A 16,806-nucleotide genomic window follows, 5' to 3' on the forward strand; every position below is an offset into this window, starting at 1 on the left:
GCATATAAGTTGAAATTCCAGAATTTCTCCCATATATTGAGGGAAACTATGGAGAAATTGTGACAAAAGTGTGCTATAGTAGTATAGTATTTTCTTTTGAATAGTTACCATCTTGTGTAGGGAAATTTTCCCTACTCGACTACATGGGGGCATGGGAACAATGGAAATTAATCACAACAATAAAAAAGTATGGGAAACGTTTTATGGTCCAAACATGGGCTATATGCTAGATGCGTATGATAAGTTTAAAGAGGACCCGAACTCAGTCGATGCGTCGATCCAAGCGTTATTTGAAGAAATAGGTCCACCACCTGTACAAGAACAGGTTAAGCAAGAGGTTGTCAATCAGAATCAAGCAACCAATATTAAACAGATTCTGTCAGCAATGAATTTGATAAAAAAGATTCGTACATTCGGACATTTGGTTGCAAATATTTATCCTTTTCAAAATAATGCAAGCGCAGACAGAAGCTTTTTAGAGCTTGAGTCGTATAATCTGACGAAGGAAGATCTCTTACAAATTCCTGCACATTTAATTTGGGAGGATGCGCCGCCAACAATTGAAAATGGCTGGGAAGCCTATGAGCATTTAAAAGCAGCGTATACACAATCAATTGCATATGAATTTGGGCATATACAAATTGAGGAAGAACGTAAATGGTTAGATCAGCAGATTGAAGTAAAGGGAATTCATTCAACCTTGTCAAATCGACAACGGACTGATTTATTAGATCGTTTGATTCAAGTGGATACATTCGAGAAATTTTTGCACAAAACCTTTGTTGGCCAAAAGCGCTTCTCAATTGAAGGAATCGATATGTTAGTTCCAATGCTTGATAAGGTCATTGAAGAAGGCTGTGAAGATGGAACTGATAACATTATGATTGGGATGGCACATCGTGGCCGTCTAAATGTATTAGCACATGTTCTTGGAAAGCCATATGAATTGATTTTCTCTGAATTCCACCATTCACCAAATAAAGATTTAATTCCATCTGAGGGCTCACGGGGTATTAATTTTGGGTGGTCAGGCGACGTAAAATATCACCTTGGTGCAGATCGAAAAATTATCGGTGAGAAAAAGCATACGGTTCATGTTAATCTTGCAAACAATCCAAGTCATCTGGAATTTGTTAATCCAGTTGTGCAAGGGATTACACGGGCAGCCCAAGAGGATAGCTCTGAAGCTGGATTTCCGAAGCAAAATAAACAAACATCAATTAGTGTTCTAATCCATGGTGACGCAGCTTTTCCTGGTGAAGGTGTTGTTGCGGAAACATTGAATCTTAGTAAATTAAAAGGATATGAAACAGGCGGAACGATTCATATTATCGGAAATAATTTGATTGGATTTACAACAAATAATACCGATTCTCGTTCTACAAAATATGCGAGTGATGTTGCGAAGGGTTATGAAATTCCAATCATTCATGTGAATGCAGATGATCCAGAGAGTTGTCTTGCTGTAATAATTCTAGCCTACCAATATCGTCGAAAGTTTAAAAAGGATATTTTAATTGATTTAGTTGGGTATAGACGATTTGGTCATAATGAGATGGACGATCCGCAGGTTACTCAGCCTTATCAATATCAAAAAATTAATCAACATCCAGTCATTGCAGAAAAATATGCAGATGATTTGATAAAAATAAAAGTGATTTTAGAAGAAGAAGTAAATGAAAAGATCGAAGGGCATATGAATAGCCTCCAAGCTATCTTTGATAAGTTAGTGAAAGAGGATGAGCAACATCATAAAAAGCCTTTAAAGCCAACTTCAGATCAGATTCCAGAGGTTAATACAGCGGTTCCTTTTGAAAAATTGGAAGCGATGAACAAAAATCTTTTGAATTGGCCAGATACGTTTACCGTTTATCCGAAGTTAGAACGTATTTTAAAAAGAAGAGAAACAGCGTTAATTGGGGAAAAGAAAATTGAATGGGCACTAGCGGAATCACTTGCTTTTGCAACGATATTAGCTGAAGGAAAACCTATTCGACTAACTGGTCAAGATAGTGAACGTGGAACATTTGCTCATCGCCATCTTGTTTTACACGACTATAAAACAGCTGAAAGATTTGTTCCGTTGCACAATCTACCAGAGGCAAAAGCTTCATTTTCAATCTATAATAGTCCGTTATCAGAAGCTGCTGTACTAGGATTCGAATATGGCTATAGTGTGCAAGCGCCAAATGCACTTGTGATGTGGGAAGCTCAGTTTGGTGATTTTGTAAACGTTGCCCAAACGATTATTGATCAATTTATCTCAGCAGGACGTGCAAAATGGGGCCAAAAATCAAGCCTAGTTATGTTACTTCCACATGGGTATGAAGGTCAAGGGCCAGAGCATTCAAGTGGACGAGTTGAGAGATTCCTGCAATCCTCTGCTGAAAATAACTGGATTGTCGCAAATGTAACAACGGCTGCTCAGTACTTCCACCTGTTAAGAAGGCAAGCGCTAATTTCTGATACAGATGAAAGCAGACCGCTTATCATTATGACGCCAAAGAGCTTACTACGTCATCCACAGTCAGCTTCATCAAGCTCTGAGTTAAGTAATGGCAGATTCCAACCACTACTTGAACAAGAGGGAACTGGGGAGCACGTTGATAAAGTTAAGCGATTGGTTCTATGTACAGGAAAGGTTGCGGTCGACTTAGCAGCTGGATTAGAGGAAGCTGCAAAAGAAGATGTTGAATCATTGCATATTGCTCGTGTTGAACAGCTTTATCCATTCCCTAAAGAGGAAACTCTCAAACTTATAGAACGTTTCCCTCATTTAGAGGAAGTTGTATGGGTGCAAGAGGAACCGAAGAATATGGGTGCATGGTCTGTTGTTATGGAGGACCTAGCTGAATTTGTCCCTGAAAATATAAAAGTGGCTTATATTGGCCGTCCAAAACGTTCAAGCCCAGCAACGGGAGAACCACATATTCACAAACAAGAGCAAGCATGGATTGTACAAGATGCATTACAGGTAGGTAAAGGAGGAGACAACCAGTGATTGAAATTAAAGTACCTGAATTAGCAGAGTCAATTTCTGAAGGCACAATTGCCGAATGGTTAAAAAAAGAAGGCGAATTTGTTCACAAAGGTGAATCGATTGCAGAGCTTGAAACAGATAAAGTAAATGTAGAGATAAACAGTGAACATAGTGGAACGATTAAGCAATTCCTTTTCCAACCTGGTGATACGGTAGAGGTTGGTCAAGTGATTGCAGTACTTGATGAAAACGGGGCAGAGGGAAGTGCACCAGTTGAAACAGCTCAAGCTCCACAGCAAGAGCAACCTCAGGTACAAGCTGCACCACAAGTAACAGAAGCACCAAAAGTTGCTGGAGCAGTGCAAACTAGCTCACAAGAAAAACAAAATAATGCAATTGCTTCTCCAGCTGCCCGTAAAAAGGCACGTGAATTAGGAATCGATTTGAACGAAGTTCCATATAAGGATCCACTAGGTCGTGTTAGAGTAGAAGGTGTTGAAGCTTATAAGCAATCATTAACTCAAGCTACAGCGCAACCAGCTAAGACTACCCAACCAGCTCAACCGGTAGTAGATGAAAAAGAAGCATACACAGAGCGAATTAAAATGTCACGCCGTCGTCAAACGATTGCAAAACGTCTAGTTGAAGCACAACACACTGCTGCGATGTTAACAACGTTTAATGAAGTCGATATGTCTGCGGTTATGGAAGTTCGTAATCGCCGTAAGGATGCATTTTATAAAAAGCATGGTGTGAAGCTTGGTTTCATGTCATTCTTTACGAAAGCTGTAATTGGCGCATTGAAGGCATTCCCATATGTAAATGCGGAAATCCAAGGCAATGAAATTCTGCTTAAAAAGTACTATGATATCGGTATTGCCGTATCTGCTGAAGATGGATTAGTTGTACCGGTAGTTCGCCATGCTGATCGTCTAAGCTTTGCAGGAATTGAAAGTGAAATTGGTCGTCTAGCTGAAAAAGCAAGATCAAATTCACTTGGATTAAGCGATCTTCAAGGTGGAACATTCACAATCACAAATGGTGGAACATTCGGTTCTCTTTACTCAACACCGATTTTAAACACTCCACAGGTTGGTATTCTTGGAATGCATAAAATCCAAAGACGCCCAGTTGTTATTGATAATAACGACACTGTAGAAGTACGACCAATGATGTATGTGGCTCTTTCCTATGACCACAGAATTATCGACGGAAAAGACGCTGTACAATTCTTAGTAAAAGTAAAAGAATTACTAGAAGACCCAGAAGATTTATTATTAGAAGGATGATTTTTTAAGGTGCATGACACACTTTCCTGTGTCGTGCACCTTTTTTCTTGACGATTTAAAATAGCATTGATAAGATTATTTGGTTATATTGAAATAGTTTTCTACTTGTATATGTTTGAGAATATGGCTCAAACGTCTCTACCAAGCTGCCGTAACATAGCTTGACTACAAGGGAGTTATGTTTTTTGGATATATTAATATGTTTCCTTATGCATCTCTCTTTTGTACAAGCTTTGGTAGGTCATGCTATCAAAGCTTTTTTATTTGTTTAATAAAAACTACACCAAGATGGGAAGAATAGGAGCATGAAAAATTATTTTGAGTTTAGTGAAAGAAAAACATCATATAAACAAGAATTTATTGGTGGACTAACGACATTTTTATCAATGGCGTATATCCTTGTTGTTAATCCACTTGTATTAAGTGAATCCGGGATGGACAAGGGCGCTGTATTTACTGCAACCGCGATTACGGCAATTATTGGTTCATTGTTAATTGGGATCCTTGCGAACTATCCAATTGGGATTGCACCAAGTATTGGGTTGAACTCATTCTTCACGTATTCAGTTGTTCTTGGGATGGGGATACGTTGGGAGGTTGCATTAACTGGAGTCTTCATCTCAGGTATTTTATTCGTTTTATTAAGTGTGTTAAAAGTCCGTGAAAAAATTATTAATGTCATTCCTAAGGATTTGAAATATGCGATTGCAGGGGGAATTGGATTTTTCGTCGCATTTATCGGATTAAAAAATGCAAAAATAATCGTAGGTAGTGATGCAACATTTGTAGCACTCGGAGATTTTACGTCTGGCCCAACTGCACTTGCATTATTTGGATTTATTATTACTTCAGTGATGTTAGTACGAGGAATTCGTGGCGGAATTTTTTATGGAATGGTGATATCATCAATCGTTGGAATGATTGTAGGAATTATTGATAAACCAACAAGCATCATCGGTAGTATTCCAAGTCTAGAGCCCACATTTGGAGTTGTTTTTTCAGAGCTTCCAAATGTATTTACACCCGATTTAATTGTTGTTATTTTTACATTCCTTTTTGTTGGATTCTTCGATACAGCTGGAACATTGATTGCGGTAGCAAGTCAGGCGGGGATATTGAAGGATAATAAAATTCCGAATGCTGGACCAGCACTCTTAGCTGATTCATCTTCATCGGTAATTGGTTCAATCCTTGGGACTTCAACAACTGCATCCTTTATCGAGTCAACTGCGGGTATTGCAGCAGGAGCCCGAACAGGCTTTGCATCCATTGTCATTTCAGGATTTTTCCTATTGTCACTGTTATTTTCACCATTGTTGTCAGTTGTTACTTCTGAAATAACATCTCCAGCGCTCATTATTGTAGGTGCAATGATGGTTGCTGAAGTGCGGCATATTGATTGGACGAAGCTTGATATTGCAATCCCAGCATTCACAACGATCATTATGATGCCACTCACATTCAGTGTTGCAACTGGTATTGCTTTGGGCTTCATCATGTATCCAGTTACAATGATTGCCTTGAAAAAACACCGAGAAGTACATCCGATCATGTATATTCTCTTTGTCACGTTTATAACATATTTTATTTATATTTCTTAAAAAGAGTATGGCCCCATTCTTTGATTGAATGGGGCTGTTATTATTTCGTTTCAGGATGGACAATTGGTGCAGTTTCAATCGATACAAGGGTTGGCGATTCTTTTGATAGTGCCTCTGCGAGTGTTGGCTCTAGTTCAGATATATTCTTTATATTGTATCCCTTCCACGTACATGCCTCGGCAATTTTAACAAAGTCAGGGTTAGTTAAATCAACACCGTTTTGGATATTGCCACTCACAATCATTTTATCCCTTTCCATTTGTAGTGCATGATTATTTAAGATGATGACAGTAATGTTTAACTGATATCGGATTGCTGTTAGAAGATCCGCTAATGTCATTTGAATGCCACCGTCACCAACAATCGCGATCACTTGTTTTTCAGGATTACAAAGCTTTGCTGCAAGGGCAGCGGGAAGGCCGAATCCCATCGTCCGCCATTCACCAGAGAATAAAATGGTCTGACCTTGCGAACGGAAATTCCGATTAAACCAAACGGTAACATCCCCAGTATCTAATCCGATAATCGCATCTGTCTCGACCTGATTTTCAATCGCTCTCATAATTCGAGAGGGGTGTAAAGGTTCATTTGGTTGTAATCCTTCTTGTTCATTTTGGAGATCCCACTTTTGTTTTACTTCTTTAAATTGTGCGATCCACTCTTGGTTAGGCTCATGCTTTCCGAGACTCTCCGTCAAAAGCGGTGTAACTGCATCAGCCATGCCACATATCCCTAGTTCGACTTGGATGCCCTTTCCGATATTTTCCTTTGTAATATCGATTTGAATGATTCGTGCTTGTTGGGGAACATATCCTTCAGGCCACCATAAATTTCCGATAAGTAAGACAACATCAGCTTGCTGGAATAATTGCTTTGCGTGGGGATTTCCACCTTGCCCAATCCCACCTAAAAGATTGTCAGAGGAATTTCGGAAATAGCCTTTTGCACCTAAGCTGACAAGGATTCCTGCACCCCAAATTTTTGCTAACGCCTCTACTTCATTAACTGCATTTTTTGCACCAAGCCCAGCTAAAATCATCGGCCTTTTTGCGGACTTCATGATGGACAATACTTGTTCAATATCGTGCTCGTTGAAGGCTGTTGCGTTTCCTTGAATGATTGTTGCTTTACTTTGAAGCTTTCCTGTCGACGGTAATTCAAATAGATCCTTAGGAATGGATAGATGAGTAACGGAACCTTTTTCGAGTGATGTATGCATTGCTTTTACCAAAACATCAATAATAGCATCTGGGTTCGTTAGTAAGGTCGTATATTCTGCCATAGGTTTGATTAATTCCTGTTGGTCAATGTATTGTTTATAGTCTGTTCCAATTTTATTTGTAGGTGCTTGTCCGGTAATGGCTAATACAGGTGCCTTATCCAAATAGGCATCACCAAGCCCATTCATGAGGTTTCCCAAACCAGGTCCCATGGTTACTAGGCAAACTCCAAGCTTCCCTGTTAATTTCGCTTCAGCAGAAGCCATCATAGCAGCAACCGATTCATGCTTAACGGCAATGAATTGAATGGCATTTTGTTTTGCAAGTTCATCCATCAATCCGATAATCGCATCACCAACAACTCCATAAATCCTTTTTACTCCCCACAATTCAAGCTGCTTCAGTAAAAGACGAGCCACTGTTTCGTTAAATTGAGTCATTTTGTTTGCCCCCTTTTTGATTATGATTCCAAATACTGGGGTTGGTTATTCTGGAGGCAACTATTTTCGCTTGGAACAGTATTGGTTTCTTTATTGGTAAAAAGTAAGAAGGAAACTAATTGCTGTCAGTTCCGATGAAGTGATTCTAGCGCTAGCATTACCGCAAACGATGGAAATCCCTTAACAGGGGCATGCCAACCGCTCTAGCATTGCCGCGAACCTAAAACTTCCACTTGCGTGAGCACGCAACATTATATGGGGAGGAATAGAGAATTAGTGTATCTAATGAATAAATCATATTCATACCCATTATTAAAAAATTTTCATCTATTACTAAAACCATTCATGTTATACTTGCCTTAAAAAGGGGTGTTCACATGGAGGAGAAAGTAATGAAAGCGATTCAAGATGATTATCCTGCTGATTTTGCTTGGTGCTACGGTTGTGGCCGATTAAATGAGGATGGCCACCATTTCAGAACAGGCTGGCAAGGAGAGAATACAATCACCATTTACACACCGGAAAAGGAACACATGGCCTTACCTGGATTTGTATATGGTGGAGTGATTGCATCTCTAATTGACTGTCATGGGACAGGATCAGCAGCACTTGCCCTACATCGTAAAAATGGTCATGAGGTATGCGATGGTACTGAGCCACCACGTTTTGTAACCGCTTCACTTAAGGTTGACTTTGTGAAACCCACACCACATGGAGTGCCATTAAAAGCAGTAGGTACCATTCATGAAGTTCATCCGAAAAAGTGGAGAGTTGATACAGAAGTGTATGCAAATGATGAACTTTGCGCTCGAGGTGAAGTTGTTGCGGTCGTCATGCCAAGTACATTTTTGAAAAAATAACTACTATGATGTCCGGTCTTTACAAAAAGGCCGGACAAATTTTTTTGTAGAATTTTGTAACGAAATAAAAAAATCCTCGTCTATTTGAAAGATAGGAATATTTACATAGTCAATAGGAGGACATCATGAAAAAGATTAGTATTTTAGTTGTGACAATGTTTTGTTTATTATTAGTAGTTGCTTGTTCAAATGAAGCAGACAAGAAGAAGGAAGAAACACCAGAACCAGCACCAAAAGTATCGTTAGAAAAGATGGCTACAGAGATTAAAGAACAAATAGCAGAAGACCTGAAAGCAGGTGGAGTTACAGAGCCGTTGGTAGATGGCAAATTACAAATGTATATCGAAGCAAACTTAAAGGATAGCACAGAAAGTGATCCGGGAGTGCCGATCTACTTAGAAAGAATGCAGATTAATCAAGAAGATCTAGCAAATGGCGTTGTTGTTGGTGCGATGATGAATGTGAACTCCGATGAAATCATTGTGTTAGAAGCAGCTGACGAGGAAAAAGTAGATGCTTTGAAGGAAGCGTTAGAGCGTGAAAAGGCAGCCCAAAATCAAACATGGGAACAGTATTTACCTGATCAGTATGAGAAGGTGAAGAAGAATATCATTAAAACAAATGGTACGTTTTTGATCTATATCACATACGACAATCCTGAAAGTATTGAAAAAATCTTTGATAATCAATTTAAGTAAGAAAAAAGGCACTCTGTGTGCCTTTTTGTACTTTATCCATGGATGTGGTCATTAGATGGTTTTTAGTAGTTTACTGTTTTTATTTTTCTTTCTACCTTTTGCTCTCCTTGTCTATTATGCTAGTCCTAGAAACGGAAAGAACGTAGTTTTATTAGCTGTCAGTTTGTTTTTTTATGCATGGGGAGAGCCGATCTACATTCTGTTAATGATTTTTTCAGCATTCGTCGATTATTTCCATGGATTACTTATTCATAAATATCGTGAAACGAAACCGATAAAGGCAAAAATGGCTCTCATCTCATCATTAGTCATTAATATCGGGATATTAGCCTTTTTCAAATATGCAGATTTTCTAGTCGAAAATATCAATCTACTTATTGGAACAGAAATTGAACCATTGCAACTACCACTCCCAATAGGGATATCCTTTTACACCTTTCAAACGATGTCATATTCAATTGATGTCTATAGAGGACGAGTACTTCCTCAAAGAAATCCAATTGCTTTAGCACTGTATGTAAGCTTATTTCCACAGCTAATTGCAGGGCCGATTGTTAGATACCAATCAATTGCTGATGAGCTTTCCAATCGGGAGTGGGATACATCTCAATTTGCTGATGGAGTTCGGATTTTTATAATTGGACTTGGCAAGAAGGTTCTATTAGCAAATAACATTGGGTTACTCTGGAATACAATTCAGAGTCGAGGTTTCGATGAAGTAACCATTTTAGCTGCTTGGCTTGGAATTATTGCTTTTGCGTTTCAAATTTACTTCGATTTTAGTGGGTATTCCGATATGGCAGTAGGACTGGGGAAAATGTTTGGCTTTCATTTTCCGAGGAATTTTTATTATCCATATCTATCAAAGAGCGCTACAGAGTTTTGGCGCAGATGGCATATTACACTCGGTTCTTGGTTCCGGGACTATGTGTATATCCCATTAGGTGGAAGTAAACGAGGGAAAATCAACATGTATCGGAATCTTCTAATTGTCTGGGGTCTTACTGGTCTATGGCATGGAGCGAGCTGGAACTTCGCATTTTGGGGACTTTATTTTGGGATTATCATTATGATTGAAAAGGCAGGCTGGTTGAAGGTTCTTACTAAAATGAATCCAATCTTTCAGCATATGTATCTCATCTTCGTTATTTTAATAAGTTGGGTGCTATTTATTTTTGAGGACTATCAAGAAGGTTTAACCTATTTGAAGATCATGTTCGGATTCGCAAATCACCGTTTATTTGATTCGCAATTTTTATATGATCTCTATACAAATAGTGTACTACTCATCATTCTTTTCATTGCTTCAACACCAGTTGCAGTCAATCTATCAGCAAAAAGGATAAAAAAGATAGATGCTTATGTATTACCTATTTTCTATCTCATGATTCTTTTATTATCAACGGCATATTTAGTGGATGAATCATTCAATCCGTTTCTTTACTTTAGGTTTTAAGGGGTGTTTGATGTGAAAAATAAAGTGATAATCGGGTTTTTCCTTTGTTTTATTGGTGGCATCGGATTGATGCATTTTATTACAAAGGATGTCGATTTCTCTGAAAGGGAAAATCGAATGCTCACACAAATGCCACAGTTCAGCTTCAAAAACTTCGTGTCTGGAGATTTTACAAAAGACTTCGAAGAATATGTAACAGACCAATTTGTTTGGAAGGGATTTTGGACCGGAATGAAGGCCAATGCTGAAACCTTAACATTAAAGAAGGAAAACAATGGGGTGTTTCTTGGGAACGACGGCTATTTATTAGAGCGATTTGAAAGACCAGAAGAGCAGCTTCAACGTAATATCGATAGCCTCAAGTATTTTTCAAATAAAGCGAAGAATAGTAAAGCTTATTTTCTATTAGTCCCAACATCTGTAGAAGTGTACCCAGATAAATTGCCTTTGTATGCAGAATTGTATAGTCAAAGGGAAATCATCACATCAACAGATAATCAGCTGAATCAGTCGATGCCTTTAATTAATGTAACAGAAAAACTTATGCGAAAAAAAGATGAGCCTATCTATTTCCGAACCGATCATCACTGGACAATGAGGGGAGCTTATTATGCATATAGGGAAGTAGCAAAAGCGATGGGATTCATTCCATATGAGATAGATGATTTCAATATTGAAGAGGTTTCTGCTGATTTTTACGGAACTTTTTACACTAAGGCGAATGCGCCACGGTATAAGCCAGACAAAATTGAGGTATTTAAGCCGAGGTTTGAAGTCAAGTATGATGTGGAATATGTGGATGAGGGAAAAAGCACAACCGCTTTGTATGAACCAAATTTTTTAAGTAAACGGGATCAATACTCATACTTTTTGAACGGAAACCATAGTTTAGTGAAAATCTCTTCGACTATTAAAAATGGGCGTAAACTTGCGGTTATCAAAGATTCATATGCACATGCATTGATTCCCTTTTTAGTAAATCATTTTGAGGAAGTACATGTGATGGATCTTCGCTATTATCATATGAATCCATACAAATATTTAGCTGATCATCAGATTAATGATGTATTGTTTTTATATAATGTGGCTAATTTTTCAAAGGATACTAATCTGATTTGGTTAAAACAGTAAAAAGCGCAGTTCAAATGAACCGCGCTTTTCTTTAAATCACGCCCTGAGCTATCATTGCATCGGCAACTTTTACAAATCCTGCAATATTTGCACCGACAACTAGATTACCAGGATGGCCGTAATCTTCGGCAGCTTTCATACTGCTTTGATAGATATTTATCATGATTTCATGTAATTTCGTGTCTACCTCTCCAAATGTCCATGAGAGTCTCATGCTATTTTGGGTCATTTCTAATGCAGAGACCGCGACTCCACCTGCATTAACAGCTTTTCCAGGACCAAAAAGTGTTTCGCTTGCAAGGAATGCATCAATTGCATCCAATGTACAAGGCATGTTAGCACCTTCACCGATTGCTTTAACCCCATTTGCAATTAGGATTTTTGCTGAGGTTTGATCAATTTCATTTTGTGTTGCACAAGGTAAGGCGATATCACAAGGAATTGACCAAATTCCGGAGCAACCTTCAAAGTACTCTGCATGTGGATGTTCTTTTATATACTCACTGATTCTCTTTCTATCAACTTCTTTTATTTGTTTGATTGTTTCAAGATTAAGGCCATTTTCATCATAAATATAACCATTTGAATCACTACAAGCTACGACCTTAGCGCCAAGCTGTGTTGCCTTATCAATTGCATAGATGGATACATTTCCAGAACCGGATACAACTACCGTGCTATTTTTAAAAGAAAGTCCTTTATCTTTTAGCATCTCATGTACGAAGTAAACAGTGCCATATCCAGTTGCTTCGGTACGAGCCAAGCTGCCGCCAAATCCTAGGCCTTTACCAGTTAATACTCCAGCCTCATAGCCACCGCGGATTTTCTTGTATTGACCAAACATATAGCCAATTTCTCGTGCACCTACACCAATATCTCCAGCAGGTACATCGATATCAGGACCAATATATTTACAAAGCTCAGTCATAAAGCTTTGTGTAAAACGCATGATTTCACCTTCAGACTTTCCTTTTGGATCAAAGTCTGAACCACCTTTGCCGCCACCAATAGGAAGTCCGGTTAAGGAGTTTTTGAGGATTTGTTCGAATCCTAGAAATTTAATAATGCTTGCGTTAACGGAAGGGTGAAAACGAAGGCCGCCCTTGTATGGTCCGATTGCACTGTTGAACTGAACGCGGTAGCCGCGATTTACATGTGCCTTACCATTGTCATCTACCCACGGAACTCTAAATGTAATGATTCGTTCAGGCTCTACCATTCGTTCAAGAATATTATGTTCAATATATTTTGGATGTTTTGCTAATACAGGAATGAGGGAATCAAAAATTTCCTTTACAGCTTGATGAAATTCATACTCATAAGGATCACGCTTTTTAACTGCCTCAAATACTCTATTTACATAATCAGTCGCGATTTGTGTTCCAGGTTTTTTAACAACTTCCTCCAAAGTAGCCATCTACCATTCACCCTTTCTTTAATCCGTAATTTTGTTTTCTTTAAAAAATATCTATATAAACACAAGGTATTTTTCAAATTATTCGACTTTTCCTTAAGAAGTATTCTATAATTTATAAATAATCTAAGCAATATGGATAGTAGATAAGATTCATGCTGAAATGAGATTGATGGGGGTAGGGGCGTTGGAATTACGACAAATCCAGTACTTTATTGAAGTGGCTAAGCGGGAGCATGTGACGGAAGCAGCACATTCATTACATGTGGCTCAGTCAGCAGTAAGCCGGCAGTTATTTAATTTGGAGGCTGAATTAGGGGTAGACCTTTTTATAAGGGAAGGAAGAAATGTACGTTTGACTCCGATTGGAAGAATGTTTTTAGATCATATGGAACAAGCGATGAAGGTAATTGAAAATGCGAAGAGGGAAGTTGAGGAGTATTTAGATCCAGAGCAAGGGACCATACGAGTGGGATTCCCTAGTAGCTTAGCCGCCTATACAATGCCTACGGCAATCTCCGCTTTTCGTGAACGATATCCACAAGTAAAGTTCAAATTGAGTCAGGGATCCTATCATTCCTTAATTGAAGGAGTGATAAAAGGAGATATTGATATGGCGATGCTTGGACCGGTGCCAATGCAGGAAAAGAAAGTAAAAGGAAGTATCCTATTTACTGATCATATTGTTGCTTTACTGCCAAACACACATCCTCTTGCACATAAAAAGACCTTAATGCTAAGCCAATTAATGGATGACTCATTTGTGCTGTTTCCAGAGGGATTCATTTTGAGGGAAATTATTGTCAATGCATGTAGACAACTAGGCTTCCAACCTAAAATCTCATTTGAAGGTGAAGATATTGATGCGATTAAAGGATTGGTTTCAGCGGGACTAGGAATCACACTCATTCCAGAGATAACATTGGTTGATAGTATTCCGCGTTCAACTGTCAAAGTACGCGTAACAGAGCCAGATGTTACTCGTACAGTAGGTGTAATCATTCCAAAGGAAAGAGAATTACTCCCAACAGAGAGAATGTTTCATGAATTTTTGAAAGAATTCTTCTCTATGCTGGACAAATTCCAAAATTAAACTGAGTAAGGCAATTACCCATATGCCCCATTGGTCTTATATATGCTAGCTTCCAAAATTAGTAGTAAATTCACAAAGGGATTTGTAAATTTATGTAGAATTAGTAAATATAAGAAAGGAGGGGTAATGTGAAGTCGATCGGTGTTGTTAGGAAAGTGGATGAATTGGGGCGTATTGTCATTCCCGTTGAACTACGTAGAACATTAAATATCGATATTAAAGATCCGATAGAGATATTTGTTGAACAGGATAAAATCATATTGAAGAAGTATGAGTCTTCTATCTCATGTGTTTTTTGTGATGAGGCAAACGCTGTTGTCTTTTATAAGAATAAAGCGGTTTGTAAAGAGTGTGCAATAGGTCTCGGACATACGGTTACTGTAAGAAGTTAGAAGAAGACAATAATAATTATTGACAGCGACCAGCAAAGGGGTCGTTTTTTTAAATGTCAAACCATTTACTAAATATGTAGTATTTCCTCGGAAATAGGAGGAATTTGTCATAAGTGTGTAGAAGATAAGTATAGAAAAAGGTGGAACAATATATATATAGGAGTATATATTAAGTATGGGGGTGAAACGATGTCTGTCTCAAAAATTTTAAAGTGGGTTACTGGTGGCCTAGAAGCATTATTAGGAATACCGATTTTGGGTGCTACGATTATTCTTAGTATGTTATGGGTTCCATTAGGAATTATGTTAATCTTACATATCATTACACTTGTTTTGACGAAAAAAGAAGGTGGAGCAACGACAGGTAGTATTTTGGGAATTGTAACTTCATGTATTGCTTGGATTCCGTTTGTTGGAATGATTATGCATATATTATCAGCTATCTTCCTTATGCTTGATGCAAACAAAGCAGACCAACATGCTTAAAGAAGTTATTAAAAGGGGCTATTACACTAAATAGCCCCTTTCTTTATTTTGAATAGATAAGTTGGCCGGAAACGGCTCCTATTTGTCCGTCCTCGAGTTTTAGAAGTTGACTAACGGTTACAAAATGATACCCCTTTTTCTTCATGTTACTAATAATTGCATCTACAGCTTCTGGTGTTGCCGAATGAATATCATGCATTAACACAATTGAACCATTTGATACATTTGAAAGTACTTCTTGAACAATGGCACTACTACTTCGAAGTTTCCAATCAAGACTGTCAACTGACCATAGAATAAGTGGTAGCTTGGCAGCACCTTGAACTGTCTCATCTACGGCTCCATATGGAGGGCGAACCAGCTGCGGTTTATAGCCCAATATCTCTTGTATAGCTGTATTTGTATGGGTGACTTCTTGTCTAATTCCATCTAAACCAATTGAGGTGAAATTAGTATGTGTCCAAGAATGGTTTCCAATTTCATGCCCTTCTTCATAAATTTTTTTTAATGTATCTGGATAAAGGTTAACACGATTACCAAGCACGAAAAAAGTAGCATTTGCTTGATGTTTTTTTAAAATATCTAAAATAAGTTGAGTATTTTTAGGGTGCGGTCCATCATCAAAAGTTAGTGCAACTTGTTTACGTTTCGATTCATCTTCATACGAAATGACAGGTTTTACTTTCTGATTTTCTATACGATAAAGCTCTCTGAATTTTAATGAATCTTCTGCAGGTATTTGGAAATGATCATCCATATCAGACCATCCGCAAGTCATAATTGTAACAATTAAAACTAAAAGATAAATGGTGCCTCTTTTTATATTCATAAAACGGCCCCTTTATATTTAAGTTATGAGATGAGCTTGATGCCAACTGCAGAACCAAGAACCATTGCGATAAATAGAAGTCGCTTCCAATCCTTTGGTTCACCGTAAAAAATCATCCCTAGAATAGCGCCGCCTGATGCGCCAATTCCTGTCCAAATGGCGTATGCTGTCCCCATTGGTAAGGTCCTCATTGCTAATGCAAGGAATAAAAAGCTGCCCCCAAATCCTGCCAACAAATAGACGAGGGACTGCCAGTTTCGTTGTGCATGAAGCCTGTTAATCATCACAACTCCAATCATTTCAAACAAACCAGCCAAAGTGAGATATGCCCATTCCATCATGCATCAACTCCTTCTGTTGGTTCCTCTTTCGTTACAAGCTTCAACCCGATTACCCCAATCAGTAATACTGCGATTAAGAGAAGCTTGCCAAGCTTAACAGGCTCATTGAAAAGGATAATTTCTGAAATAACTGTACCGGCAGTACCTAGACCTACAAAGACTGCATAAACCGTTCCAACCGGTAGGCGTTTCCCAGCCATGATTAGCATATAAAAACTGATAAAAATAGAAATAGCTGTGCCTATCCATTCCCATACACTATCTGCATGTTTTAGTCCAATCACCCAAAAGACTTCAAAGAATGACGCGAAAAATACTTTGAGCCACTGTGTATTCATTGTGTTTCCCCCTATTCATTACTATTTACTAAGAAAAACAAAAAAAGCCTGAGAGATTATAACAATTGTACAATCTCCCAGGCTTTTGTCCCTCCGTGGCATAGCATTAGCTATGAGTTCTCTCTCGGACCAGACCAGTGATATACCGCGGAACCCTAGAGAACATTTTCTTATTCATCTTCTAATAAGTATACATAATGCTTGGATATTTTTTAAGAGGTAAAGCGAAAATAAATGA

Annotated in this window: 15 protein-coding genes and 2 riboswitches; of the genes, 10 read left to right on the forward strand and 5 right to left on the reverse strand. The window is 38.3% G+C overall.

The features are described 5' to 3' along the window. Positions 1–160 precede the first annotated feature (160 nt). From MJG50_RS11280 to MJG50_RS11290, 3 genes are all read left to right on the forward strand, one after another. Positions 161–3,001: a 2-oxoglutarate dehydrogenase E1 component gene (locus MJG50_RS11280; RefSeq protein ID WP_240255826.1), complete on the forward strand. Its 2,841-nt coding sequence runs from the start codon at positions 161–163 to the stop codon at positions 2,999–3,001. Further along, complete coding sequence (gene odhB / locus MJG50_RS11285; protein WP_240255828.1) at positions 2,998–4,269, forward strand: 2-oxoglutarate dehydrogenase complex dihydrolipoyllysine-residue succinyltransferase; 1,272 nt, start codon at positions 2,998–3,000, stop codon at positions 4,267–4,269. Before MJG50_RS11280 ends, odhB begins: the two co-directional genes overlap by 4 nt. An 85-nt stretch (positions 4,270–4,354) precedes the next feature. Further along, a riboswitch (purine riboswitch) is annotated at positions 4,355–4,457 on the forward strand. 117 nt (positions 4,458–4,574) lie between these two features. Beyond that, a complete protein-coding gene (locus MJG50_RS11290) occupies positions 4,575–5,870 on the forward strand; it encodes an NCS2 family permease (protein WP_240255830.1) in 1,296 nt (431 codons plus the stop codon). 40 nt (positions 5,871–5,910) lie between these two features. Here MJG50_RS11290 and MJG50_RS11295 read toward each other — a convergent pair whose 3' ends face one another. Beyond that, on the reverse strand, positions 5,911–7,530 hold the full coding sequence (locus MJG50_RS11295) for a thiamine pyrophosphate-binding protein (protein ID WP_240255832.1): 1,620 nt from the start codon (positions 7,528–7,530) through the stop codon (positions 5,911–5,913). A gap of 377 nt (positions 7,531–7,907) precedes the next feature. Here MJG50_RS11295 and MJG50_RS11300 point away from each other — a divergent pair, with 377 nt between their 5' ends. From MJG50_RS11300 to MJG50_RS11315, 4 genes are all read left to right on the forward strand, one after another. Further along, entirely contained in the window at positions 7,908–8,390 is a 483-nt protein-coding gene (locus tag MJG50_RS11300; protein WP_240255834.1) for a PaaI family thioesterase, read from the forward strand. A gap of 125 nt (positions 8,391–8,515) precedes the next feature. Beyond that, entirely contained in the window at positions 8,516–9,088 is a 573-nt protein-coding gene (locus tag MJG50_RS11305) for a DUF4358 domain-containing protein (protein ID WP_240255836.1), read from the forward strand. 55 nt (positions 9,089–9,143) lie between these two features. Further along, entirely contained in the window at positions 9,144–10,544 is a 1,401-nt protein-coding gene (locus MJG50_RS11310; RefSeq protein ID WP_240255837.1) for an MBOAT family O-acyltransferase, read from the forward strand. Positions 10,545–10,556: 12 nt separating this feature from the next. Beyond that, complete coding sequence (locus MJG50_RS11315; protein WP_240255839.1) at positions 10,557–11,675, forward strand: DHHW family protein; 1,119 nt, start codon at positions 10,557–10,559, stop codon at positions 11,673–11,675. Between the two features lie 31 nt (positions 11,676–11,706). Here the strand turns inward: MJG50_RS11315 and gdhA are convergent, their stop codons facing one another. Then, the gene (gene gdhA / locus MJG50_RS11320; protein ID WP_240255841.1) at positions 11,707–13,092 is read right to left on the reverse strand and encodes an NADP-specific glutamate dehydrogenase; all 1,386 of its coding nucleotides are present in this window, start codon (positions 13,090–13,092) and stop codon (positions 11,707–11,709) included. Between the two features lie 184 nt (positions 13,093–13,276). Between gdhA and gltC the strand changes: the two genes are divergently transcribed. The 3 genes from gltC (at position 13,277) to MJG50_RS11335 (ending at position 15,060) form a co-directional block, all read left to right on the forward strand. Then, positions 13,277–14,182 carry a glutamate biosynthesis transcriptional regulator GltC gene (gene gltC, locus MJG50_RS11325; RefSeq protein ID WP_240255843.1) on the forward strand — a complete coding sequence of 302 codons (906 nt, stop codon included), beginning with the start codon at positions 13,277–13,279 and terminating at the stop codon, positions 14,180–14,182. A 128-nt stretch (positions 14,183–14,310) separates the two neighbouring features. Continuing rightward, positions 14,311–14,574, forward strand: coding sequence for an AbrB/MazE/SpoVT family DNA-binding domain-containing protein (locus MJG50_RS11330; RefSeq protein WP_240255844.1), 264 nt, complete (start codon positions 14,311–14,313; stop codon positions 14,572–14,574). 189 nt (positions 14,575–14,763) lie between these two features. Further along, positions 14,764–15,060, forward strand: coding sequence for a hypothetical protein (locus MJG50_RS11335; RefSeq protein WP_240255846.1), 297 nt, complete (start codon positions 14,764–14,766; stop codon positions 15,058–15,060). A gap of 43 nt (positions 15,061–15,103) precedes the next feature. On the opposite strand, the gene MJG50_RS11340 is transcribed toward MJG50_RS11335, so the two are convergent. The 3 genes from MJG50_RS11340 to MJG50_RS11350 are packed head-to-tail and all read right to left on the reverse strand — an operon-like array spanning position 15,104 to position 16,568. Continuing rightward, a complete protein-coding gene (locus MJG50_RS11340) occupies positions 15,104–15,889 on the reverse strand; it encodes a polysaccharide deacetylase family protein (RefSeq protein ID WP_240255848.1) in 786 nt (261 codons plus the stop codon). 23 nt (positions 15,890–15,912) lie between these two features. Next, positions 15,913–16,227 carry a DMT family transporter gene (locus MJG50_RS11345; protein ID WP_240255849.1) on the reverse strand — a complete coding sequence of 105 codons (315 nt, stop codon included), beginning with the start codon at positions 16,225–16,227 and terminating at the stop codon, positions 15,913–15,915. Next, on the reverse strand, positions 16,227–16,568 hold the full coding sequence (locus MJG50_RS11350) for a DMT family transporter (RefSeq protein WP_240255850.1): 342 nt from the start codon (positions 16,566–16,568) through the stop codon (positions 16,227–16,229). The genes MJG50_RS11345 and MJG50_RS11350 overlap by 1 nt, the downstream gene beginning before the upstream one ends. A gap of 72 nt (positions 16,569–16,640) precedes the next feature. Beyond that, a riboswitch (guanidine-I (ykkC/yxkD leader) is annotated at positions 16,641–16,738 on the reverse strand. Between the last annotated feature and the right edge of the window lie 68 nt (positions 16,739–16,806).

Origin of the sequence: Fredinandcohnia quinoae, assembly GCF_022427965.1 — a bacterium.
Classification (GTDB): Bacteria; Bacillota; Bacilli; order Bacillales; family Bacillaceae_L; genus Ferdinandcohnia; species Ferdinandcohnia quinoae.